The 21836-nt window shown below is 61.4% G+C and carries 20 protein-coding genes; 10 read left to right on the top strand and 10 right to left on the bottom strand.

Going from position 1 to position 21836, the window contains the following annotated elements:
- The first annotated feature begins 80 nt into the window (after positions 1-80).
- On the top strand, positions 81-1571 hold the full coding sequence (locus tag U0O11_RS07185; protein WP_043332153.1) for a CoA-acylating methylmalonate-semialdehyde dehydrogenase: 1491 nt from the start codon (positions 81-83) through the stop codon (positions 1569-1571).
- A gap of 226 nt (positions 1572-1797) precedes the next feature.
- Entirely contained in the window at positions 1798-2109 is a 312-nt protein-coding gene (locus tag U0O11_RS07180) for a putative quinol monooxygenase (RefSeq protein ID WP_043332154.1), read from the top strand.
- Positions 2110-2221: 112 nt separating this feature from the next.
- Here U0O11_RS07180 and U0O11_RS07175 read toward each other — a convergent pair whose 3' ends face one another.
- The gene (locus U0O11_RS07175) at positions 2222-3457 is read right to left on the bottom strand and encodes a glutamate carboxypeptidase (RefSeq protein ID WP_324692371.1); all 1236 of its coding nucleotides are present in this window, start codon (positions 3455-3457) and stop codon (positions 2222-2224) included.
- A 261-nt stretch (positions 3458-3718) separates the two neighbouring features.
- Here U0O11_RS07175 and U0O11_RS07170 point away from each other — a divergent pair, with 261 nt between their 5' ends.
- From U0O11_RS07170 to U0O11_RS07160, 3 genes are all read left to right on the top strand, one after another.
- Complete coding sequence (locus U0O11_RS07170) at positions 3719-4180, top strand: LexA family protein (RefSeq protein WP_324692370.1); 462 nt, start codon at positions 3719-3721, stop codon at positions 4178-4180.
- A gap of 8 nt (positions 4181-4188) precedes the next feature.
- Positions 4189-5463 carry a Y-family DNA polymerase gene (locus U0O11_RS07165; protein ID WP_324692499.1) on the top strand — a complete coding sequence of 425 codons (1275 nt, stop codon included), beginning with the start codon at positions 4189-4191 and terminating at the stop codon, positions 5461-5463.
- 245 nt (positions 5464-5708) lie between these two features.
- Positions 5709-6293 carry an NAD(P)H-dependent oxidoreductase gene (locus tag U0O11_RS07160; protein ID WP_225347953.1) on the top strand — a complete coding sequence of 195 codons (585 nt, stop codon included), beginning with the start codon at positions 5709-5711 and terminating at the stop codon, positions 6291-6293.
- A 147-nt stretch (positions 6294-6440) separates the two neighbouring features.
- On the opposite strand, the gene U0O11_RS07155 is transcribed toward U0O11_RS07160, so the two are convergent.
- The 4 genes from U0O11_RS07155 to U0O11_RS07140 all read right to left on the bottom strand — a co-directional run bounded on the left by U0O11_RS07155 (position 6441) and on the right by U0O11_RS07140 (position 11421).
- Positions 6441-8588: a TonB-dependent receptor domain-containing protein gene (locus tag U0O11_RS07155; RefSeq protein ID WP_324692369.1), complete on the bottom strand. Its 2148-nt coding sequence runs from the start codon at positions 8586-8588 to the stop codon at positions 6441-6443.
- Positions 8585-10114 carry a PepSY-associated TM helix domain-containing protein gene (locus U0O11_RS07150; protein ID WP_225347951.1) on the bottom strand — a complete coding sequence of 510 codons (1530 nt, stop codon included), beginning with the start codon at positions 10112-10114 and terminating at the stop codon, positions 8585-8587. Before U0O11_RS07150 ends, U0O11_RS07155 begins: the two co-directional genes overlap by 4 nt.
- A gap of 108 nt (positions 10115-10222) precedes the next feature.
- Entirely contained in the window at positions 10223-10699 is a 477-nt protein-coding gene (locus U0O11_RS07145) for a hypothetical protein (protein WP_043332172.1), read from the bottom strand.
- Entirely contained in the window at positions 10696-11421 is a 726-nt protein-coding gene (locus tag U0O11_RS07140; protein ID WP_043332173.1) for an SCO family protein, read from the bottom strand. The genes U0O11_RS07145 and U0O11_RS07140 overlap by 4 nt, the downstream gene beginning before the upstream one ends.
- Positions 11422-11699: 278 nt before the next feature.
- Between U0O11_RS07140 and U0O11_RS07135 the strand changes: the two genes are divergently transcribed.
- The gene (locus U0O11_RS07135; RefSeq protein ID WP_324692368.1) at positions 11700-12122 is read left to right on the top strand and encodes a hypothetical protein; all 423 of its coding nucleotides are present in this window, start codon (positions 11700-11702) and stop codon (positions 12120-12122) included.
- Positions 12123-12274: 152 nt separating this feature from the next.
- On the opposite strand, the gene U0O11_RS07130 is transcribed toward U0O11_RS07135, so the two are convergent.
- Both U0O11_RS07130 and U0O11_RS07125 read right to left on the bottom strand, forming a co-directional pair.
- Positions 12275-12712 carry an Sbal_3080 family lipoprotein gene (locus U0O11_RS07130; RefSeq protein ID WP_084589272.1) on the bottom strand — a complete coding sequence of 146 codons (438 nt, stop codon included), beginning with the start codon at positions 12710-12712 and terminating at the stop codon, positions 12275-12277.
- Positions 12713-12997: 285 nt separating this feature from the next.
- Positions 12998-13765 carry an extensin-like domain-containing protein gene (locus U0O11_RS07125; RefSeq protein WP_324692367.1) on the bottom strand — a complete coding sequence of 256 codons (768 nt, stop codon included), beginning with the start codon at positions 13763-13765 and terminating at the stop codon, positions 12998-13000.
- A gap of 288 nt (positions 13766-14053) precedes the next feature.
- Between U0O11_RS07125 and U0O11_RS07120 the strand changes: the two genes are divergently transcribed.
- The gene (locus tag U0O11_RS07120; protein WP_324692366.1) at positions 14054-15097 is read left to right on the top strand and encodes an LLM class flavin-dependent oxidoreductase; all 1044 of its coding nucleotides are present in this window, start codon (positions 14054-14056) and stop codon (positions 15095-15097) included.
- A 182-nt stretch (positions 15098-15279) separates the two neighbouring features.
- Here the strand turns inward: U0O11_RS07120 and U0O11_RS07115 are convergent, their stop codons facing one another.
- Positions 15280-16911 (bottom strand): BCCT family transporter, encoded by a 1632-nt coding sequence (locus U0O11_RS07115; protein WP_043332179.1) that lies wholly within the window; start codon positions 16909-16911, stop codon positions 15280-15282.
- Between the two features lie 576 nt (positions 16912-17487).
- Here U0O11_RS07115 and U0O11_RS07110 point away from each other — a divergent pair.
- The gene (locus U0O11_RS07110) at positions 17488-17799 is read left to right on the top strand and encodes a hypothetical protein (protein ID WP_043332181.1); all 312 of its coding nucleotides are present in this window, start codon (positions 17488-17490) and stop codon (positions 17797-17799) included.
- 172 nt (positions 17800-17971) lie between these two features.
- Here U0O11_RS07110 and U0O11_RS07105 read toward each other — a convergent pair whose 3' ends face one another.
- A complete protein-coding gene (locus U0O11_RS07105) occupies positions 17972-18709 on the bottom strand; it encodes an HAD family hydrolase (RefSeq protein WP_324692365.1) in 738 nt (245 codons plus the stop codon).
- Between the two features lie 272 nt (positions 18710-18981).
- Between U0O11_RS07105 and U0O11_RS07100 the strand changes: the two genes are divergently transcribed.
- Entirely contained in the window at positions 18982-19770 is a 789-nt protein-coding gene (locus tag U0O11_RS07100; RefSeq protein ID WP_324692364.1) for an OBAP family protein, read from the top strand.
- Between the two features lie 119 nt (positions 19771-19889).
- On the opposite strand, the gene U0O11_RS07095 is transcribed toward U0O11_RS07100, so the two are convergent.
- A complete protein-coding gene (locus tag U0O11_RS07095; RefSeq protein WP_324692363.1) occupies positions 19890-20078 on the bottom strand; it encodes a DUF3008 family protein in 189 nt (62 codons plus the stop codon).
- A gap of 218 nt (positions 20079-20296) precedes the next feature.
- On the opposite strand from U0O11_RS07095, the gene U0O11_RS07090 reads away from it, so the two are divergent.
- Complete coding sequence (locus U0O11_RS07090) at positions 20297-21745, top strand: amidase (protein ID WP_324692362.1); 1449 nt, start codon at positions 20297-20299, stop codon at positions 21743-21745.
- Positions 21746-21836 lie beyond the last annotated feature (91 nt).

Below are 21836 nucleotides of genomic sequence, written 5' to 3'. Positions count from 1 at the left end.
ATCAACATTCAGAACTGACGATCAACACCACTTCATTCATCGCCATTCATTTCACAAGTCATCTCAGGGAGACCCACCCAATGAAGACGCTCGGACACCTCATCAACGGCAACATCGATCACAGCGAAGGCCGTACCCAGGACATCTTCAATCCCTCCACCGGCGAAGTCGGCGGTCAGGTGCGCCTGGCCAGCAAGGCGACGGTCGAGGAAGCCATCGCGGCCGCCGAGGCCGCCTTCCCGGAGTGGCGCAACACGCCGCCGATCAAGCGCGCCCGAGTGATGTTCCGCTTCAAGCAGCTGCTGGAAGAACATGCCGACGAGATCGCCCGCCTGATCGGTCAGGAGCACGGCAAGATCTGTCACGATGCGCTGGGCGAATTGCAGCGCGGCATCGAGAATGTCGAATATGCCTGCAGCGCCCCGGAACTGCTCAAGGGCGAGCACAGCCGCAATACCGGCCCGGGCATCGATTCCTGGAGTGAATTCCAGCCGCTGGGCGTGGTTGCCGGCATCACGCCGTTCAACTTCCCGGCCATGGTGCCGCTGTGGATGTACCCGATGGCGATCGCCTGCGGCAATACCTTCGTCCTCAAGCCCTCCGAGCGCGACCCGACCTCCACGCTGTTCATCGCCGAGCTGCTGATGGAGGCCGGTCTGCCGGCCGGCGTCATGAATGTCGTCAATGGCGACAAGGAAGCCGTCGATACGCTGCTGGACGACCCGCGCATTCAGGCGGTCAGCTTCGTCGGCTCCACCCCGATCGCTGAATACATCTACAGCCGCGCCGCAGCCAACGGCAAGCGCTGTCAGGCCCTCGGTGGCGCCAAGAACCACGCCATCGTGATGCCGGACGCCGACATGGAATACGTGGCCAACTCACTGAATGGCGCCGCCTTCGGCTCCTCCGGTGAGCGCTGCATGGCACTGTCCGTCGCGGTGGCCGTGGGCGATGACGCCGCCGACAAGCTGATCGCGCAGATGAAGCAGCAGATGGAAGGCCTCAAGGTCGGCATCTACAGCGACAAGGGCAATGATTTCGGCCCGCTGATCACCGCGGCCCATCGTGACAAGGTGGTCGGCTACATCGACAGCGCCGAGCAGCAAGGCGCGACGGTGGTGGTCGATGGCCGCAATCCGCAGGTCGAAGGCGGCGAGAACGGCTTCTTCGTCGGCGGCACCCTGATCGATGGCGTCACCCCGGAGATGACCTGCTACCAGGAAGAGATCTTCGGCCCGGTGCTGCTGGTCGTGCGCGCCGATTCGATGGAAGCCGCCATGCAGCTGATCAATGATCACGAATACGGCAACGGCACCTGCATCTACACCCGTGATGGCGAAGCCGCCCGCTACTTCAGTGATCACATCCAGGTCGGCATGGTCGGCATCAACGTGCCGCTGCCGGTACCGGTTGCCTATCACAGCTTCGGCGGCTGGAAGCGCTCGCTGTTCGGCGATCTGTCCGCCTACGGCCCGGATGCGGTGCGCTTCTACACTCGCCGCAAGACCATCACCCAGCGCTGGCCTTCCGCCGGTCTGCGTGAAGGCGCCCAGTTCGCCTTCCCGTCCTGATCCATCGCCTTCGCTTTCTGATCCATCACGAACGCGGATCATCGTCTGATGACAACTGCGCCGGACAGCCCTGCTGTCCGGCGCTTTCATGTGCTAATCATGCAGGGTCATGCCGGCAGTCAGCCCCTGCCCCTTGCAGTGGCCAGAAACGGCTCCACATAGTCAGGACATCTCATCACGAGAATCCCGACAACATCGGCGGTCAGCACCGTCACAAGGAGCCAAGATGATCTGGGTAATCGCCACCGTTACCGCCAAGGAAGGCCACGTTCAGGATGTCTTCAATGAACTCTGCGCCGTCGCGCCCACCGTGCGCGAGGAAGATGGCTGCCACGCCTACCACCCGTGCCTGGACTCCGAACGCGCCGCCGACAAGGACAACGACCCACGCCCCGACACCATCACCGTGGTGGAAGCCTGGGAATCCCACGATGCGCTGCAGGCCCACCGTGAGACCGAACACATGCAGCGCTTCCGCGACAACGCCGGTGACTGGATCGCCGATGGCGATATCCGCATCCTGAGCCCGGCGGGCTGATAGACAGAACAGCATTGGGAAAGACCCAAAAAAGCCCGACCTCCAGGAGGCCGGGCTTTTTTATCGGGCTTGCTGTCATGACGGCATATCATTTACCGCTACAACCCCGGTTTCACTCCTGCGGCTGATCCTCGGACAATTGCATGATCATGCGCGTCGTCAGGTAAAGGCGTGGCACGACGCTATCGACCAGCACGAACTCCTGATCGCTGTGATAGCCGCCGCCGACGAGACCCAGGGATTCGAGCACTGCCGGTTTATCGGAATCTGCATGATAGGCGTAGGCCGCATCGGTGCCGCCACCGATCTCGACCGCTTGCAGTGTCTGCCCCAACTCCTGATAGATCTTCTGGGCCTGCTCGGCCAGCTGCTGACTCTGCGGGTTGTCAGGCAGCGGCGGACGCCCCTTCTCTAGGTGAAACTCCACTTCGGTATCATCGATCAACTGGTTCTTCGTGATGGCCTGCGCTTCTTCCAGGACACGCTGATACTCGCTGCTATCGAAGTAGCGCATATCACCTTCCGCCCTGGCATGCTCCGGAATCACGTTGCGCTTGACGCCACCCTCGACGATCGTCCAGTTGAGCGTCGTCTCCTTGTCCGCATCATCAAGCTCATTCAACTGCAGCAGCTGATGAGACAGCTCCATGATGGCGTTGCGCCCTTCCTCTGGTGCGCCACCGGCATGGGAGGCACGGCCCTTCACCTCGAGAAACGCATAGTTGATGCCCTTGGTGACGACGGTGACGGCATCGACTCCCGGGTCAGCGAAGGTAGGCTCGAATACCAGCACGGCATCCTGATCTGCCGATAGCTCATGAATCAGGTCATGCGAGCCCGGCGAGCCCTTCTCCTCATCAGGATTGAAGACAACCGTCACCTGGCCATAGTCATCAAACCCGAGCGACTTCAGCGCCTCGAGACTGTGCAGAATAACAGCTGCGCCACCCTTGGCATCGCCCACGCCCGGGCCATAGGCACGCCCATCCTCGATACGGAAGGCACGCTTCGTGGCGGCGCCTTCATCGAAGACGGTGTCGTAGTGAATCATCAACATGATCTTGCGACTGCCATCTCCCTGCAGGCGACCGACAATCGTATTGCCGCCATAGGTCTTGGCAGGGTGCGTTTCCACCTGTGCGCCAAGCGCTTCGAGATGCTGGGTCAGCATTGCCTCAACGTCATTCAAGCCTTCACGGTAGCCCGTTCCCGAATCCACGTTGACCAGTGTTTCCAGCGTCTCCAGCAGAGGCGCTCGCTGTTGCTCGACGGCATCCTGCACATCCTGATAGTCCGCCGCTTGCGCACCGGCACTGCACATACCGCATGCCAAACCCACCGCCAACATCGGAAGCCGCATTTCCCACCTCTAATATTGTTATATAAGGAATAACGAAGGTAAGGCGGATATCAGGCAAACGCAAACGCGAGGCCTACCGAGAAATTTTTTCCGCTAGCAGCTTTACCTGCCGCCCACCATTGAACACAGGTGCACCTCATCTGATCTGCGTCTCGTGAATGTGCAGCACTCGCAGGGATTATCGGTTGCCTGAGGGCTTCTCAGCGCCGATACTGTATATGAATACAGTATCGAAAGGAGACCCCACCCATGACCGCATCTGCCGTTCAACCGTCCCACGCCTCGCTGGCTCGCCCTCATCCAGCGCCGGAACCCTGTGCGCTGCCGCACCCTCACATCACGGGGCGCGCTGGCATTTCCGGCTTCCCCTCGCCGGCCGAGGATTACGCGGGGCGCACGCTGGACCTCAACGAGCGGCTGATCAAGCGTCCGGCAGCGACCTTCTTCATGACGGTGGCGGGTGACAGCATGGAAGGCTTCGGCATCTATGAGGGCGACACCCTGGTGGTAGACCGCTCCATCGATGCCCGTCCCGGGCATATCGTGGTGGCGCTGATCGAGGGTGAGGTGGTGGTCAAGCGTTATGAACTGATCGGTCAGCGCCCCTACCTGAGTTCCGGCAATGCTCTGTATCCGCCGGTCGCGATCTTCGACCTCGAATGCCAGGTCTGGGGGGTGGTGCGTTCCGTCATCCACGAATACGCGGTATGAATACGCCGATGATCGGACTGGTGGACTGCAACAACTTCTACGCCAGCTGCGAGCGAGTGTTCGACCCGCGCCTGGAGGGCCGCCCTGTCGGCGTGATGTCCAATAATGACGGCTGCGTGATCGCGCGCTCCAACGAACTCAAGGCGCTGGGCGTGGAGATGGGCACCCCCGCCTTCCAGCTACAGCCACTCGTCCGTGAGGGGCGCATCCACCTGCTCTCCTCCAACTATGAGTTGTATGGCGACATGTCGGCGCGCGTGCGTGAGGTGCTGGAGGAATATTCCGCCGGGGTCGAGCCCTACTCCATCGATGAGATGTTCGTGCGTTTCGATGGCTTTGATCGCAACTCGATGCTGACATTGAGCCGCACCCTGCACCGCAATGTCCGCAAGTTCACCGGCATTCCCGTGTGTGTCGGGGTCGCACCAACTCGAACGCTGGCCAAGTTGGCCAATCGCGCTGCCAAGAAGCGTCCGGAATTCGGCGGTGTCTGCGTGCTGGAACCCGATGAAGTCGGCACCCAGCGCCTGCTGGCCGATACGCCACTGGGCGATGTCTGGGGCGTGGGCCGACGACTGGTCGAACGCCTGGCACTGCAAGGCCTGCACACTGCCTGGGACCTGCGCTGCGCCGACCCGCGCGCCATCGGCCAGCGGTATTCCGTGGTACTGGAACGCACCGCGCGCGAACTGCAAGGCACGCCCTGCTTCGAGATGAATGATGCCGATGACGCTCGCCAGCGCATCATGACCTCGCGCTCCTTCGGGCGCATGACCGGTGACTTGAATGAACTCAGGGATGCCATCCGCCAGCATGCCCAACGCGGCGCCGAGAAGCTGCGCCATCAAGGCAGCCTGACACGCGCCGTGCTGGTCTTCCTCAAGAGCAATCGCCACCGACCCGACCTGCCACAATACTCACCCAGCACCATCGTCGAGCTGCCCGCCCCCACCAATGACAGCCGCGAGATACTCGCCGCCGCGCAACAGGCGCTGGAGCATATCTACCTGCGCGGCTATCGCTTCATGAAGGCTGGCGTGATGCTGCTCGATCTCATCGACCAGCCACGCGAGCAACTCTCGTTGCTCGACAACGAAGCGGACATCGCCAGGCGCGAACGCAGTCAGCAGCTGATGGCGACACTAGACGCCATGAATCAGAAGATGGGCCGCGGCACCGTGCGTCTGGGCGTCGCACGCCCCGACGCCGCCTGGCAACTGCGCTGCGCCCACCGCAGCGCCCGCTACACCACCAACTGGCAGGAATTGAAGCGGTTGCGTTAGTGAGCTTGGCCGAAAGCTCTGAGCGCAATTCCGAGTGCCCCAACCATCAGCAATACAATCCCTTTCCTGGGCGCTCATACCGCAGAAGGCATGAAGGGAGTGAATGCGTAGATATCGCGCGCAACCTGATCGGATTGTTGCACCTACAGCAAAGGTGTTTTACGCCAGTGCCGCTTTATCAATGACTTGCGAACGCTCATGCTGTGCGCCATTGCTGAAAAGCCAACAGTTGTGGAGTACCCGGCATGAAGATTCTACTGATCAACGGCGGCAAGGCCTTTGCCCATTCCAATGGCGAGCTGAACGCGACGCTGCATGAGCTGGCGCGCGGTGAGCTGGCCGAGCTGGGTCATGAAGTGCGTGAAACCGTCATCGAGGAAGGCTTCGAGGCCAAAGCGGACATCGAGAAGCAGCTGTGGGCGGACCTGATCATCTATCAGACCCCAGGTTGGTGGATGGGTCTGCCGTGGACCGTGAAGAAGTATCTCGATGACATCCTGACTGAGGGCCACGGCTCTCTGTATGCCAGCGATGGTCGTCATCGCACCAGCCCGACCCAGGGCTACGGCACTGGCGGCTTGATGCAGGGTCGCCAGTACATGCTGTCACTGACCTGGAATGCGCCACTTGAGGCCTTTGATGAAGAAGGCAACTTCTTCGAGGGCAAGGGCATCGATGGCGTCTACTTCCCGGTGCACAAGGCGATGGAATTCCTCGGTATGACGGCCCTGCCGACCTACCTGGCCACTGATGTGATCAAGAATCCTGACCTGGCAGCCTACACCCAGGCCTACCGCACGCACCTACGCGAGCACGTCGGCCGCGCCTGAAGGTTCGAGAGGTGAGTTGCGAGCGCTGAAAGCACTCGAGCCCGCTCGTAAAAAAGAAGTCCGCCACCGGTGACATGACCAATGGCGGGCTTCTTGCGTTCTAACGAATAGCGGCGACCAGCGCTCACTATTGAGAGGGTACAGGTCTCAGAAGCTCCAGCTGGCGTGCGTCCAGAAGATACGCCCCGGCTCATTGACCTGTACATCGCCCTGCAACGGATCGTCGTAGAAGCGATTGACGTGGTAGGCGTAGGCCTTGTCGAACAGGTTGGAGATGCCGGCGCTCAACTCGATGGCGTCAGTGACATGGTACCCGCCCTCCAAGCCGACGATGCCGAAGCCTGCCGTCGCGTCTTCACTGTCGGAAATACGCGACTGACGTGCGGCCGCATCGAATCGGGCACCTGCCCACCAACGATCCGCGTCATAGCGTGTCGCCAGATAGCCATTGAAGGGGGCGACCTGTGACAGGGGCGTCCCATCGCTCAGGTTGGTGCCGTGCGTGGCGGCAACGCCTGCGGAATGCCGCCAGCCGTGTTGCCGCCAACTGGCTTCCAGCTCGATACCGTAGATCTCGGCCTCGACATTGTCGTAGGTGGTCAGCGAGTCGCCTTCGGTCAGCTCGATCCAGTCATGCACCCGGTTGTAGTAGGTGTCCGCCGAATAACGCCAGGCGCCCTGCCTGACCGCCACCCCAAGCTCGAGCTGCTGATGGATCTCGGGATCAAGCTCTGGATTACCCAACCAACCATCGGAGTCGGACTGGCGGTTGTAATAGCGCTCACTGGCCGTCGGGAAGCGTACGCTGCGACTGAGCGCCGCATAGCCTTTCACCGCCTCATTGACGCGATGCTCCAGACGCGCCAGTGCACTGAGTTCGCCATCACGCTGTTTGGCGTCAACATCATCGCCATACTGGGCACGCCAGGCGGAGATGGCCGAGGCATTGCTACCCACCACCTCATTGGCATCTCGCGCATCACTGATGGAGACGTCATAGCGCGCACCGGTCACGAGTCGGTTGTCGGCATCAAGGATGGTATCCAGTTCCGCGAATACCCCACCGCGCGTCCGCACGACATCCGGCCAGGTCTGGCTATCCGACAGGCTATCCAGTGACATGCCCATCCGGGAGTTGGTATTGCTCTCGAGCCGTTCGGCATCGGCACCCAGCGTCAATATCGCGTCATGTCCGCCGACAGTCAGCGGAATATCGCCCTGGGTGCTGGCATACCAGGTCTCGGTGGTCGCGCTGGAGAACATGGCCATGTCGCTCATGTCCATATCTGAGCTCATATCCATGCCCGAGCTCATGTCCATGCTCATCGAGTTGGCGCTGGAATCATCAAAGTCACGCAGGGTGACGTTATCCATGTCGTGCACGACGCGAGCATGGTTGACCTGTGTCTCGGTGTGCGAGAACGGCCCGACGTTGTCGATGGTCAGCTTGAGATACTGGCGGTCCATATCGCTGCGTGGCGCATCCATGGTGGGATACAGGGCATCATCGATGCGCACCACGGCGACACCCGCCTCGATGGCGACATCCTCGGTGGCGAAGGCGCCAATGCGGATACTGCCATTGTCGCTGCGATACGCGCCTGACTGAGTATCGCCATTGCCATCCTCGTAGTTGTTGCGCTCGGAATGCTCGAAGTCCAGTGCGGCCCAGAAATCGCCCTGCTTGGCGGTCAGTGACAGAGTCTCGCTGGTGGCGTCATCATTGCTGCGCCAGCCAGCCCCCAAGGTACCCTGGACGCCATCATCATCGCTGCGCGAGGGCGTCTGACGCGTCACCTCGATGCTGCCCGCGGCAAAGTTGGGGCCGCGACTGACGGTCTGCGCGCCCTTGTAAAGCGTGAGGTCCGACTGACTGCCGGCAGTGGCGTAACCCAGTGTGGTGTCCATGCCCCCCGGACAGGCGGGATAAAGCGATGCGCCATCCACCTCCTGGATGAGGCGCTCACCGCCCTGCGCACGGAAGATGGCCGAAACACCGTGACTACCCAAGCGCGAGCCACTGACACCATTGACCTCGCGCAGCTGTTCGCCAAGGTCCATGTCGCCCTTGGCATGCCCCGCATGCACGTCGTGGACGGGGCTGGCCATGGGCGCCTGAGCCTCGATACGGATCAACGGCAATACGCTGGTGGTGTCAGCATCGGCGTAAACCGGCAGCGTGCCACTACCCGCGATCGCGGCGGCAATGGCCATTGGCAGACGACCACGCGATGCGCTCACTGGCGATGACAAACGACGCGCACGAATCGGGAAATTGGCGAGAGACAGTGTCATGCGCTGGCCTCCTGCAGGTCATCCCCTCGCTTGTGCGTGGCGCGAATCCACAGCCAATCCAGCAGCCCCATCACGATCAGCGAGAGGCCGACCAGCGGGAAGATGACACCGATGATCATCATCAAGCCCCAGACACCGGCGATTCGCTTGCGCTCCTTGGGCAGCGGCGGGATACCGATACCGCCCACCGGACGACGCTTCCACCACATCACGCCCGCACCGACGCTCATCATCACCATCGCGATACAGGCCAGTACCAGCACCAGCTGGTTGATCAGCCCGTACTGCTGCCCCAGGTGAACATTGATGCCCCACTCCAGCGCTCGACCCAGCGGGCCATAATCGGCGTAATGCATGTCCAGCAGCACATCGCCGGAATAGCGATCCACATGCACCACCTGCTGGCGCTCCAGCGCATCCGGATAGATGGAGCCGGTGTAGACGCCCTGCGGCGAGCCCGGCAGGTTGATGGCATAGCCCGGTGCCAGGCCTTCGCGAGCGAAGATGCGCTCAGCCTGATCGAGGCCGATATCGGCATGGGCAATCGCGGCGGCGCTCAGCGGCACGGCCGCAGCGCCGGATGACTTATCGACACCAGACTTGGTGCTACCACCGCCATGCCCGGCATGCTCTCCCTCGTCCACGACATGGCTTGTCGCTGCAGCCGGCAAGGAAGATAACGGGATAACGGCCTGTTCGAGCGACCAGGTCGTCCGCTCCTGGTCCACCAGACGGGTATCCGACATCGGCGTATTCACGCGCACGCCATCGGGATACCCGAAGTTATGCCCGTTGGCCAACTCGTTGACCTTGGCACCCCACACCATTGACCACGGCATGCCAGTCACGGCGAGAAACAGGATGAAACCAGCGGCGAAGATGCCACACACGGCATGCAGGTCACGCCACCACAGACGACGCGCAGGCGTGGTACGCAGCGTGACGACGCCACCCTTCTGGCCCCGCGGCCACCACAGATACAGGCCGCTGAGTACCAGCAGGATGCTCCAGCCGGCAGCGATCTCGATCGCGGCATTGCCGATGGGGCCGGTGATGGCGAGGCTGTGCAGATTGCGCACCGTCCACATGATGCTGTCACGGTAGGCCATCTGCCCCTGCACTTCACCGCTGTAGGGATTGACGTAGACCGCCTGCTTGCCACTGCCATCGGCTGCCACGATATCGACTTCCGTGGTCAAGTCACTAGCCGCAGGCGGCACGACACGCACGGCCTTGCCGGGCAGACTTTGCACGGCGACACGCACCTGCTCGCTCAGCGGGACACTCGCCTGTGCCTGGCCATTGGCCTGTTGCACCACCGGCGTGTTGACCTTCATCAGGTCGGCATGCACGAAGTGGTCGATCTCTTCACGGAACAGATAGAGACCGCCGGTGACAGCCAGCAAGGTCAGGAAAGGCAGCACCAGCAGGCCGGCATAGAAATGCCAGCGCCACACGGCACGGTAGATATCGCTGAAACCGCGAGCGGCGCGACCCGCGGAGTCGGTATTGGTTGTTGAACTCATCTCGATTACCCATCGACAGGTGCCACGACGCGCGACGGATGCTTTGTCCGCCGGTCAACGCGAGGTCACCAAACACTATGGAGAGCCACCGCGAGGTGGCCCAGCAATTCATGGCGCGAGGGAATCGTGGGGTGGCGCGCGCCCGGGCGGACGCAGATAGACATTGATGTCGCGAAACGCGACAAGGCAGGGACGCGGGGCCGCGTCGCGAGACAACCGCCCCAACGCCAGCAACAGGGCAACGGCGACCAATGCCAGCGTGAAGGCCGCCATGCTGGCCAACGGACAATCCGAGGCAGCGGAACTGTGGGTGATCTGCGCCTGCGAACCGCTTTCGCGAGCGGCGCGGATTATCCAGTCGCTATCGGCACTCACCCAACGCCCGGTACCAACGCTCTCGAAGACGGCATGGTCGTTGACCATCACCACTCGTGGGGCCGCCAGCGGCATGACCAGCATGGCGGCCAACGCGATCAGCATCACGAAGACGACATGCCCATTGGCTGCGGTCAGGCGTGACAGGGCGCGATGATAGGAGACGGATTGACGCCTGGCGTGGCGAGTCGAGGGGCAAGTCGCGGTCATGCGCCCCCCGTGACCGGCACGTTAGCGTTTTCGCTCGTGTTGACGGCCGCAACACTGTCAGAAGACGGCGCTGCGGCCACGGACTGGAGCAGGAACGTCAGACGATCAGCAAGCTGCTCAGGCGTCTGACTGAGCGGCAGGGTGTCACGCAGCCGGCCCTGCTCATCGATCACGAAGATCGCCACGCTGTGGTCGATCATGTAATCGGCCTCACCGGCCGACGCCTGCGCTTGCGCGTGTTCAGGAGGATGACTCTGCTCGGGTTCTCGCCGCTGAAACTGGATACCGAGCCGCTGAGTGAATTCCTCCAGACGCGTGTCGTCCTGTGACGGGAGGCGAAGGCCGGTCACCGGCAGGCTGAAGGCAGACAGATAACGTGACAGCACGGGCAGGGTGTCGCGCGCCGGATCCAGCGTCAGAAACATCGGATGCAGATGCGCACGTGAAGTCTCGTCAAGGCGTTGCCAGGCCATCTGCAGCCGGGCAAGCGACAACGGGCAGATGTCCGGGCAATGCGTAAAGCCGGGAATCAGCACGCTCAGGTGACCCGCTTCCCCCCGAGACAGGGTGTCCGCGTGCAGCAGTCCCCGCGTGGAAGGCAGCTCGAGCGTCGTCGGCCACGCATCACGCGGTTGATGCGAGGCAGAAAGCCCCGTGATCAACGCGATAACGACGAGGGCAAAAGCACTGAGTCCCATCAGGATCAGCTTGCGCGGCGACATGAACACTCCAGCGTGGCGTGCAGAGAAGGTAAAGGCAGCAGGGTCGATGACAGGGATGCTAACCATTCACACCCGTGAAACCACTAATGCGACAAGTTGCCACAGCGATTGCCTCGGGCCTTCGCGAGCGCGACAAGCCCCCAGATAGCGTAAAGCCATCACCACCATCATCAGATTCAAAGTGCGTCTCACCCGGACGGGCACGACACTGTCTCCATGCTCACGCAATTGAGCCAGTCCCCCAACCCCTTCTTCCCCTCACGCCATGAGGCTTCGCCATGATTCAGCGCCTTTCCCTGCACCCAGCCATCCTTGAAGTGCGCGACCTCGATGCCGCTTGCCGTTTCTTCACCGAAACACTCGCCCTGCCCATCCTGTTGCGCAACGCCACCAGCGCGACCCTGGAGCTGAACCATCGCCGAGACAAGCAGACCAGCGTATTGCTGTTGCAGCGCAGTGCCGAGCAACCCGACAGCCGCCAGCTGACGCTTGAGATCGAGCGAACGGATTTTGCCCGCTTCCGCGAACAATGGCAGGCCCAGGGAGCGCATCTGATCGAGAGTCACGGCAGCAGCGCCCCCAGCTGTGCCTGGCAGGTGCTCGATTGCGTGCTCCCCGATGGGCATCGCCTACGCGTGGTCAGCATCAACCCCGAGCGCTGCGCCCCGACGATCAGCCGAGGCATGGGCATGGCACCCTGAGATTCCAGCACACCAGATGGCTCGAGAGTCTCCGCTGGGCCGGCGCAAGACACAAGCGCCGGCCCCGCTATCAAGTGCGCCATCATGGCGAGAAATGACGTACCGGTGAGGCGTACAAGAAGATGGCTTGAATGCCCATAACGGCTGAGGCGTCAGTAGTTGACCAGCAAGTCATCGATGACCGGGTTCATCTTGGTTTCGACCCCGGCAAACTTGGAGAACGTCAGACCACCCTTTGCGACAAGATGATATTGCGCATAGGCGATTTCATCGCCATATGGATCATTGAGCCAGAGTTCTGCGTGTGACAGATAGGTCGTGAAATCCCATGAGCGCAAAGCGGTATACGTCAATATCACTTCACAATGGCCAGGGACCGGAGCGTCATAGACTCGCGTATTCAAGCCATTGCGACTGAAGCCCCGTTTGATCACACTCAGGAAGCCGGGCACGATCACGGCCTCATTGCGCTCGATGCACACGGTATCCAGATAGGACATGCGCTCCAGAGGCTGAACCTGCACCGAGGTACAGCCGGCCATCACGAAGGTGATGGAAGCTGCCAATAACGCCTTCGTCATCCCTGTCATTCTTGACTCCCTGTCATTGAACAAGAGGCTTTATCGCGAGATATGCCATGGAAGGCATGCTTGTCCGCAGGGTATTAGTGAAAACAAATAAATGCGAGGAATCTGCCCGTGATCAGGCGTAATTCCCCCATGCAAGCGCGAGTCTCCTACAGAGACACCGACAAATGATGACAAGCGTGGCAAACATGAGTCCCCTTTATCACGCCGAGCCAATAATGCCCCACTGACAGCGTGCGCGGATGTCCGCATTGCCGCACTCTTGCCCGACGCAGCATTAAGTATTGCTCAGCGACAGAATCGCCAGCCCCGCGTGCCGAGGTGGAAGTGATCACGATGGGCGGCGTTGTAATCCGGCCCCAGCACGGTACCGAAACTCTCACAGGCGGCGTCCTGCACGGCACGCAGGAAGCGGCCCGGGGCATCTTCATCCTCGGGCGCCGTCCAGTCGCGCGGCAGGCGAACCTGACGGCCGTCCGCCAGCGTGAAGCCTGTGACATCCAGCGCATCCGCAGTGGCATGTTCACTGCGGCGTGCGTTCTCTCGTCCGTAGATGTTGCGACAGGCGTAGCTGCCAACATGGAACACTTGCGTCACCTCGCTCCCCATGACCTTTTGCGCCGCTGACCTGAGCCCATGACGCTCGAAGCGCAGCCAGCTCACCGCCAGCGGGCAGCTGGCAATGAAGGACTGATTGAAGCGAACACCCTGCTCACCACTCGCGCCTGACGCCGAATGCATGCGTACGCTATTGATGAGGTCACAGCCGTTGTTGCTGGGGCGGTCCGGCAGGAAGGTCACCCGTTGCGGGGCTTCCCGCGCGAGAAATGCGCGACAGGCGGCCGGGTTCTCGTTCAAGCGTGAGAGCTTCCAGCCGGTCACCATGCCGGGCGGGTCCTCCAATTGCAGTGGCGCCCACGGGAGATAGTGAGCGGGTATCCAGCGCTCCAGCACGATGATATCGCGCTGGACCGCAAAGCCCAGGCCGATGAGCACCAGGCATATCAATGTGAGCCCCATGCCTTTGCGGCGCTGCTTGTGCTGCAAACCGTTCATGTCCGCCTCCTGTACACGTTGCAGGCCCTCACCTGCCCCGGGCTTCGCCTGCATTGGACTTCACCTGCCCTGGGCTTCACCTGCCCCAGGGTGACTGACCACCGTGAATGGCATGACGTATCGACCGCCTCATATATGCCATATCAGAAACAGTGAAATGAAGGGGCGAGGCGCTGTCAGAGACGCGGTTGTCCACTATGCTGGACGCCATTCAGCAGACCAGCCACATGCCTATAGGGGCCACGCCCCAGCTGCTCTCTGCACGCCAATCCGCTATCAGGAGCGCACATGACGACAGCCCCTACCTCACGCCTGGGCACGATCCCGCTCTCGGTGCTGGACCTTGCCCCCATCCGCGATACCGGCAGTGTTGCTGAAACCTTCCACAATAGCGTCAGTCTCGCCCAGCATGTCGAAGCGCTGGGCTTTCATCGCCTGTGGCTGGCCGAGCATCACAACATCGATGGCATCGCCAGTGCCGCCACCTCGGTGCTGATCGGCCATGTGGCGGGCAAGACCTCCCGCCTGCGGGTCGGCTCGGGCGGCATCATGCTGCCCAATCATCCCCCGCTGGTGGTGGCGGAACAGTTCGGCACCCTGGCCACGCTCTACCCGGACAGGATCGATCTCGGACTTGGCCGCGCGCCGGGCTCCGATGGCATCACCATGCAGGCGATGCGCCGCGACCCTTCCGCCGGCGTGAATGACTTCCCCCAGCGGCTGGCCGAACTCGAGCAGTATCTGGGCGAGGCTTCACCCGGTCAGCGCATCAAGGCCATGCCGGGGCAAGGCACTCATGTCCCCCTGTGGCTATTGGGTTCCAGCGACTACAGCGCACGTCTGGCAGCGAAAAAAGGTCTGCCCTTCGCCTTCGCCGGTCAGTTCGCTCCCGGCTACATGCTGGAGGCCATCAAGCTCTATCGCGAGAACTTCACGCCCTCCGAGGAGCTGGATGCGCCCTACGTGATGCTCGGACTGCCCCTGATCGCCGCCGACAACGATGAACGCGCCCGTTTCCTGGCCAGCACCCAGCAACAGAAATTCCTCAATCTGATCCGCGGCAAGAGCACGCGTGCCCTTCCCCCACGCGAGACACTGGACTGGTCAGCACGCGAGGAAGCCATGGTCGGCCAGAATCTGGCTGCTGCCATCATCGGCGGGCCAGAGCGCATTCGCAGCGAACTCGAGCATCTGCTGGAGGTGACCCAGGCCGACGAATTGATGTTCAACTCGGATTTCTATGAGCATGCCGACCGCCTGAAGAGCTACGAGATACTCGCCGAGGTCGCCGGCCGCCGGACGCCAGACGCCAGACGCCAGTCAATGACGTGAGCCACTTCACGCTGACTGGCTTGCCAAGACAAGACGCCGCTCACATGTCCTGTGAGCGGCGTCTTGTCGTTCTGAGCCTGCCATGAGGCCACGCATTGACGTCATGAGCTGAAGGCGATGATCTTAAAACGATAAACTCAAGGCGATGAGTTCATGACGATAAGTTCATGCCTCGAGCCGGCTCAATGATGATCGCGCGGGTTCACGCGACGATTCTTGACGTCCGGCGCACGGCGGATGCGATCTTCCTCCGCCAGGCTGTCAGCCTCGAAGATATCCGCACCGACCGGTGTCTCACCATGACGGCGATACAGCTGACTGAGCATCTGGCGACGATCAGCCCGCAGCTCTTTCACCAGTACCACGATCATGCCGTAGATGATGAAGGTGAAGGGCAAGGCCGAGAGTACCGAGGCTGACTGCAAGCCCTTGAGACCGCCCGTCGAGATCAGCGTCAGGCAGATGGCCGCGATCAGCACGCCCCAGGCGATACGCTTGTAGAGCGGCGGATTGATCGAGCCACCGTCGGTCATCTGCGCCACGATATAGGACGCCGAATCGGCTGAGGTCACCAGGAAGATGAAGATCAGCATGATCGCGACCACCGACAGCACGCTGCTGAAGGGCATCAGGTCGAACATCTCGAACAAGGCAGACGTGATGTTGGCATCCGTCGCGGCCGCCAGACCGACATCACTGGCCAGCTCCATGTTGATCGCCGCGCCACCGAAGACACCGATCCACAGGCACGCCAGCAGCGGCGGCACGATCAGCACGCCCACCACATACTCCTTGATGGTGCGGCCACGCGAGACACGCGCGACGAAGGTGCCGACGAACGGCGACCAGGCGATCACCCATGCCCAATAGAAGACGGTCCAGGAGCTGTTCCAGTCATTGCCGTCATAGGGCGACATGCGCAGGCTCATGCCGATGAAGTTCTGCAGATAATCGCCGATGCCCAGGGTGATCGTCTTGAGAATGTCCAGCGTCGGGCCAGTGAACAGCACATACAGCATCAGCGCGATGCAGATGCTCATGTTGAGGTTGGACAGGCGCTTGATGCCCTTGTCGAGCCCGGACCAGGTCGAGGCCATGTAGGCACAGAACATCACGCCCATGATGATGAACTGCCATTGCCAGCCTTCTTCCACGCCGAAGACGAAGTGCAGCCCCCCATTCATCTGCAACACGCCCAGGCCCAGCGATGTCGCGACCCCCATCACGGTCGCCACCACCGCAAAGACATCCAGAATCGGGCCGTAGCGGCGCGCCTTGGGATGCTTGGCCGTCACGGAAGACAGCACCGAGGACACCAGCCCCGCCTGTCCCTTGCGGAACTGGAAATAGGCAATGATCAGGCCGACCACCGAGAAGGCAGCCCACTGATGGACGCCCCAGTTGAAGAAGGCATATTGAATGGCATAGCGCGCAGACTCGGGGGTCTCGCCCGGCATATCGGCAAACGGCGGCTTCAGATAGTGCTGCATGGGTTCCGCCATGCCATAGAACACCAGCCCGACGCCAAACCCTGCTGCCAACAGCATGCTGACCCAGGAAAAGAAGGTATAGGAAGGCCGGCTATCCTGCGGCCCGAGCCGGATCTTGCCGTACTTGCTCAGCGCGAGACTGATGAGAAAGATCACGAAACCAAAGACGGATATCAGATAGAACCAGCCGAACATGCTGGTCACGGCGCCGAGCGCCTGATCTGCCAATTCACCGAAACGGGTGGGGAATCCTGCCCCCAATGCGACCAGCCCCAGAATGATGATGACCGACGCGCTGAATACGCGCTTTCCTCCAGATGTCATAAATCGCTACTCCCTGTGAGCTGTGACAGCGGTGAGGTGGATCGCGCACCAGCGAGAAACGAGTAGCGTATCGCCAACGAATATTCGCAGTGCCTTCTAGACATGAACCTGATTCCCCAGAACTTCAAGGGCAGACGACGCCAGCAGCACAGGAAAATTTGTCACTGTCTGTACAGGTAGGCGTTTGTCCCAACCAGGCCACAGCCTCCGCGTGGGAGGAGAAAGCCGGTTTTGAAAAGTCAGTGCAGGCTTTGAAAGGACAGTGCAGACCTTGGAGGGACAGTGCAGGCCCTGGAAGGACAGTGACAAGGGAGCAGGAAGACGGGAAGTCCCGGGCAAGCTGGCCAGCCACGATGGCGAGATCGCCAGATAACCTCTACATTACTTGTACGATAGTTATAAAACGCGATTCACCGCCGACATGACATCCCACTGAGGGTATTCCCGATGCCTGCACATACCACTGCAACACACCCGCCACGCACCGCTGTGCCCCCCACCCACGCGTCGCCTGCTACCCCACTACCCCCAAGCCAGCTCGCCGATCAGCCGCTCGCCCACCAGGACGAGACCAGCATGACACTCGAGTCGCTGGCACGCGCACTGCAGCACGGCATGGTGCCGGTGGTCGAGGTCATGTCACTGGATGGCATCTACAAAGTGAGAATCCATCATTGCCACGGCATCTCGGACCTGACGCGCAACGATCACAGCGCGCTCTGGTTCAAGGGCACCGGTGAGATACGCGACTTGATGGGCGCACGCGGCATCAGCCACGGCGTGCTGACCTGGGCGGATCAATGGGGGGATGAAATGATCGGGGTCGAATCGCGCAGCCTCAATCAGGAAGAACTGCTCGCCTGGGGCACGCGCATCTGTTTCAAGTGATACCCGAGAGATGTCCCCCCGAGGATGTCAGCCCAGACACATAAAAGCCGCCCCTGCCGAGGGCGGCTTTTATGTGCTGCTGTGCCATATCCAAGATCATCCATCCGGCCAGCTCTCAGCAGAATGTGCCTGGCTCAAGCTCTGTCGAGAATGCGAAGGGATTGGAGGCACCTCAGTGACTGACGGCTTCTTCATTGGCCACGAAACCGGCATCAGCGCACAGGCGGCTGAATTCATCCCAGTGCTTCATGACCTGCCAGGCGCCTGTGGTCCGCAGCACCTCGGCGTGGCCCGGCGGGATGTGGCTGGCGCCCAGATGGCCGACGACCTTGAGACCCGCGCCCACAGCAGCCTGCATTCCCGTGCGGCTGTCTTCCACCACCAGACATTCCTCGGCAGAGCGTCCCAGCGTCTTGAGGGCGAGCAGATAAAGGTCAGGCGCCGGCTTGGGATTCATGACCTCATCGGAAGTGAAGATCGGCAGCTGCTCGTCGCCATTGGCCGCGGCAATCTCATCGAGAATGCCACGCAGCCCCGAACTCTCGAGATTGATCTTCATGCGCTGCTCAGAGCTGTTGGACACGATCGCCAACGGCAGACGCTGATCGCGAATCCACTCCAGCGTCTTGCGCACCCCGGGCATGGCCTTGAGCGAGTCGGCCAGGCGGGCATCGACGAGATGGCGTACCTGGTCGAGCGCATCCACGGGCAGTGTGTGCTGACTGCGGGCTTCCAGGTCCAGCAGAATATCGCGCGTCATCATGCCCAGACAGCGGTCCAGCTCATGCTCGATCTGCTCTGCACTCCCCAGGTCTGGCAGCCAGACGGGAAGTTTTTCCTTGAGCACGCCATCAGCGATGATCTCGCTATCCACCAATACACCGTCACAATCAAAGATAAGTTGCTTCATGCGAGCTCCAATTCGAGAAAAGATGGCCGAAACACGTGATGAACAAGACACCTTGTCGCGCAAGGCATTGAGCGGCCACAAGAAGTGATATCCTTTATTGATGAGGGCAGAAAACTGAAAAGCAATCCCGACATTCTAAAGCAGACCTGGGCGAGGATTTTTCGAGGCCAGGCTGTCGGTAGGTGACTTGACGCGCTCAAGGGTAATGCACTGCAATGGCAACGTCATGACAGGAATTCTTGCCTTATCAAGACACCCATGCAGGAGGAAGTATGCGGCATCGCCATTCCCGCACATGTTCACATCCCTCACACTCATCCGGCTTCGGCACGGGCCTTCTGGCCGGCGCCGCCGCGGCGACTGCCTTCTTTCTGGGCCGGCGCCTCAACAGTGCTCGCAAGGTCAGTAGCGGCCATCCGCTGAAGCATCAGGTGCTCGATGCAGCCTCGCAGGTCATGCAGCGCAAGTATCCGCTGGAAGCGATGAGTACCTACCTCAACGGCTTCCACCATTACGCCGATGACATGGGGCGTCAGGTGGAGGCCAGCCACTTCTGCATCCACCTGGAACATGATCTGCACCAATGCGTGATCTTCGATTCCAATCGCAGTGATGCCCGCTTGATCGGGATCGAATACATCATCAGCGCCGAGCGCTACGAGCAGCTGCCCGAGGAAGAGAAGCCGCTCTGGCACAGCCATCACTATGAAGTGAAGTCCGGCATCCTGGTGGCCCCGGGGATTCCGGAACTGGCGGAGCGCAGCTACTTCGAGGACCTCGTCACCACCTACGGCAAGACCTTCCACACCTGGCAGATCGACCGCGACGACTTCCCCTACGGTATCCCGCAGCTGATGATGGCCTTCACCCGTGATGGCCAGATCGACGAGGAGCTGATGAAGCGCCGTGATGAGCGCCTGGGCATCAGCACCGAGGAGCGCCGCCGGAAGCGCGCCGAGATTCCGCTGCCCGATGTCAGCCCCAAGGCCAACGGTGGCCCGACCCCGCCCGACAGCGAGTCCCACCAGCCGCCGCATGAGAGCCTGAACGACAGCCGCTGAGGCCAGCGTCGCATCAGCGACACAAACCACGACATGCAGCTACGACAAGGCGCTTGGCAATCATTTGCCAGGCGCCTTGTCGTTTCAGCTATCGCGCCGCAATGGGCATCCCGCAGGGCTCAGCTCTGATCGTCGTGTCGTGGCTTGTCTTCACGTGATGTCGAGGCCATCTTCTCGAGCTCCTCTTCACTCATGGAGTCATACATCGAGCGAGCGGCCCCATCCAGTTCGCTGACCTTCTGCTCGCCGCGACGTGCTGACAGTGCTGCCCCGGCTGCCATCTGCTGTGCCTTGGACTTGGCTGGCATGATTGTCCTCCCTCTGGGCGAATATCGTGAACCATGGTCGGCTGCCATGAGCTCGACCATGCCGCTTGCTGCCACTCTCCATAGGCCATGCGGCCCGCCTTCGCCCTTTTCAAGCCTCGCCATGCCTTGAGTTTCCCCTCTCTGACCCAAGGCCATGCAGGAGAGACAGATGACTGTCCTCAACAAGAATATCGCCATCCAGCAACAGGAGAGCCGCCATGCGTGACGTCGAATTTCCTCAACATCTTTCGCCCCATACAGCCAAGGATGACCTGACGGCGCTGGACGCCGAGCAACTGGCATGCGGGTATCAACGCGGTGAGTTCGACCCGCTACAGGTGACCCGAGCGGTACTCGATCGTATCGAGCGACTCAACCCGCTCGTCAATGCCTATGTGCATGTCGCGCATGACACGGCGCTGAAGGAGGCGCGTGAATCCACGCAGCGCTGGCAGGCCGGCAAGCCATTGAGTCCGCTCGATGGCATTCCGACCTCACTGAAAGGCCTGACCGATGTTGCCGGCATGCCAGCGAGAGCAGGCTCCCTGATCACGACGGCCGCGCCATGCCAGCAGGATGCGCCGCCGGTCAGGCGCTTGCGTGAGGCAGGCGCGATTCTACTGGGCAAGACCAACACCCCCGAGTTCGGCTGGAAGGCCGTCACCGACAACCTCGTGCATGGCACCACCAGCAATGCCTGGAATACCGAACTGACACCCGGTGGCTCTTCCGGTGGCGCGGCTACCGCCGCCGCCCTCAATCTGGGCGTGCTGCATCAGGGCGGTGACTCCGGCGGGTCGATCCGTATTCCTGCCGCCTTCAGTGGCATCTTCGGCTTCAAGCCCACCTTCGGCTGGACACCGCAGTGGCCGCCCTCCAAGGCTGCCTTTCTGTCCAGCATCGGGCCCATGACCCGCAGCCCCCGTGACGCCGCCGCCATGCTCAATGTCATCGGCCGTCACGATGCCCAGGACCCTTACGCCAATCGCGGCCAACCCGAGGATTGGGGAGCGGATATCGGCAAGCCGCTGGCAGGACTGCGCATCGCCTACTCGCCATGTTTCGGGTCTGTCGAGGTCGACCCCGAGATCGCAAGTCTAGTGGAGCGCGCCGCACAACGTCTGGCGAACCTTGGCGCGGACATCGTGACGGTCGATCCCCCGGTCGAGACAAGCCTCGAGACGTTTCGCAAGATCTGGTTCACCGCCTCGCTGGGGCTCTGGGATGACTGCGATGCCCAACAGCGCGAACTGCTCGACCCCGGGCTGGTCGAGAATGCCATGTGTGCACGCGAATGGTCGTCGCTGGATCTCTTCAAGGCGCTTGAGGAGCGCTACCGGATCACCCAGGCGCTGGAGCAATTCAATCAGGATTACCACCTGTTGCTGACACCCAGCGTCGCCGTCACCCCCTTCGCACTGAATCACCAGGTACCCCCGGATAGCCAGATGCATGACTGGGAGGAATGGGCGCCGTTCTCCTATCCCTTCAACCTGAGCGGCCAACCTGCGGCGTCAGTGCCCTGTGGCTTCACGTCTCAGGGGCTGCCCGTCGGCTTTCAGCTGGCAGGCGGCAAGCACGATGATGTGCGACTGCTGCGGGCAGCCGCTGCCTATATGGATGCCTACCCTACCGCGCATCCCGCCGAGCCCTACCGTCCGAGATGAGGCCGCGGCCGCACTGGCTGACCGACCGGCCTGCACATACGACAACGCCCGCCACTGCCCCTTCATCAGGGCGGTGGCGGGCGTTGGCTGT

The sequence above is a fragment of the Cobetia sp. D5 genome (assembly GCF_035666195.1).
Taxonomy (GTDB): Bacteria; Pseudomonadota; Gammaproteobacteria; order Pseudomonadales; family Halomonadaceae; genus Cobetia; species Cobetia amphilecti.
The sequence above is the reverse complement of the archived record's forward strand: the minus strand, read 5'-3'. Positions and strand labels throughout refer to the sequence as shown.

Excerpts from the sequence above, each read along its gene's own strand:
- U0O11_RS07165 (WP_324692499.1), top strand. The coding sequence starts at position 4,189 with ATGATCGGACTGGTGGACTGCAACAACTTCTACGCCAGCTGCGAGCGA.
- U0O11_RS07160 (WP_225347953.1), top strand. The coding sequence starts at position 5,709 with ATGAAGATTCTACTGATCAACGGCGGCAAGGCCTTTGCCCATTCCAAT.
- U0O11_RS07140 (WP_043332173.1), bottom strand. The coding sequence starts at position 11,421 with ATGTCGCCGCGCAAGCTGATCCTGATGGGACTCAGTGCTTTTGCCCTC.
- U0O11_RS07100 (WP_324692364.1), top strand. The coding sequence starts at position 18,982 with ATGCGGCATCGCCATTCCCGCACATGTTCACATCCCTCACACTCATCC.
- U0O11_RS07135 (WP_324692368.1), top strand. The coding sequence starts at position 11,700 with ATGATTCAGCGCCTTTCCCTGCACCCAGCCATCCTTGAAGTGCGCGAC.
- U0O11_RS07115 (WP_043332179.1), bottom strand. The coding sequence starts at position 16,911 with ATGACATCTGGAGGAAAGCGCGTATTCAGCGCGTCGGTCATCATCATT.
- U0O11_RS07125 (WP_324692367.1), bottom strand. The coding sequence starts at position 13,765 with ATGAACGGTTTGCAGCACAAGCAGCGCCGCAAAGGCATGGGGCTCACA.
- U0O11_RS07110 (WP_043332181.1), top strand. The coding sequence starts at position 17,488 with ATGACACTCGAGTCGCTGGCACGCGCACTGCAGCACGGCATGGTGCCG.
- U0O11_RS07175 (WP_324692371.1), bottom strand. The coding sequence starts at position 3,457 with ATGTTGGCGGTGGGTTTGGCATGCGGTATGTGCAGTGCCGGTGCGCAA.
- U0O11_RS07095 (WP_324692363.1), bottom strand. The coding sequence starts at position 20,078 with ATGCCAGCCAAGTCCAAGGCACAGCAGATGGCAGCCGGGGCAGCACTG.
- U0O11_RS07170 (WP_324692370.1), top strand. The coding sequence starts at position 3,719 with ATGACCGCATCTGCCGTTCAACCGTCCCACGCCTCGCTGGCTCGCCCT.
- U0O11_RS07090 (WP_324692362.1), top strand. The coding sequence starts at position 20,297 with ATGCGTGACGTCGAATTTCCTCAACATCTTTCGCCCCATACAGCCAAG.
- U0O11_RS07150 (WP_225347951.1), bottom strand. The coding sequence starts at position 10,114 with ATGAGTTCAACAACCAATACCGACTCCGCGGGTCGCGCCGCTCGCGGT.
- U0O11_RS07155 (WP_324692369.1), bottom strand. The coding sequence starts at position 8,588 with ATGACACTGTCTCTCGCCAATTTCCCGATTCGTGCGCGTCGTTTGTCA.
- U0O11_RS07130 (WP_084589272.1), bottom strand. The coding sequence starts at position 12,712 with ATGACAGGGATGACGAAGGCGTTATTGGCAGCTTCCATCACCTTCGTG.
- U0O11_RS07120 (WP_324692366.1), top strand. The coding sequence starts at position 14,054 with ATGACGACAGCCCCTACCTCACGCCTGGGCACGATCCCGCTCTCGGTG.
- U0O11_RS07180 (WP_043332154.1), top strand. The coding sequence starts at position 1,798 with ATGATCTGGGTAATCGCCACCGTTACCGCCAAGGAAGGCCACGTTCAG.
- U0O11_RS07145 (WP_043332172.1), bottom strand. The coding sequence starts at position 10,699 with ATGACCGCGACTTGCCCCTCGACTCGCCACGCCAGGCGTCAATCCGTC.
- U0O11_RS07185 (WP_043332153.1), top strand. The coding sequence starts at position 81 with ATGAAGACGCTCGGACACCTCATCAACGGCAACATCGATCACAGCGAA.
- U0O11_RS07105 (WP_324692365.1), bottom strand. The coding sequence starts at position 18,709 with ATGAAGCAACTTATCTTTGATTGTGACGGTGTATTGGTGGATAGCGAG.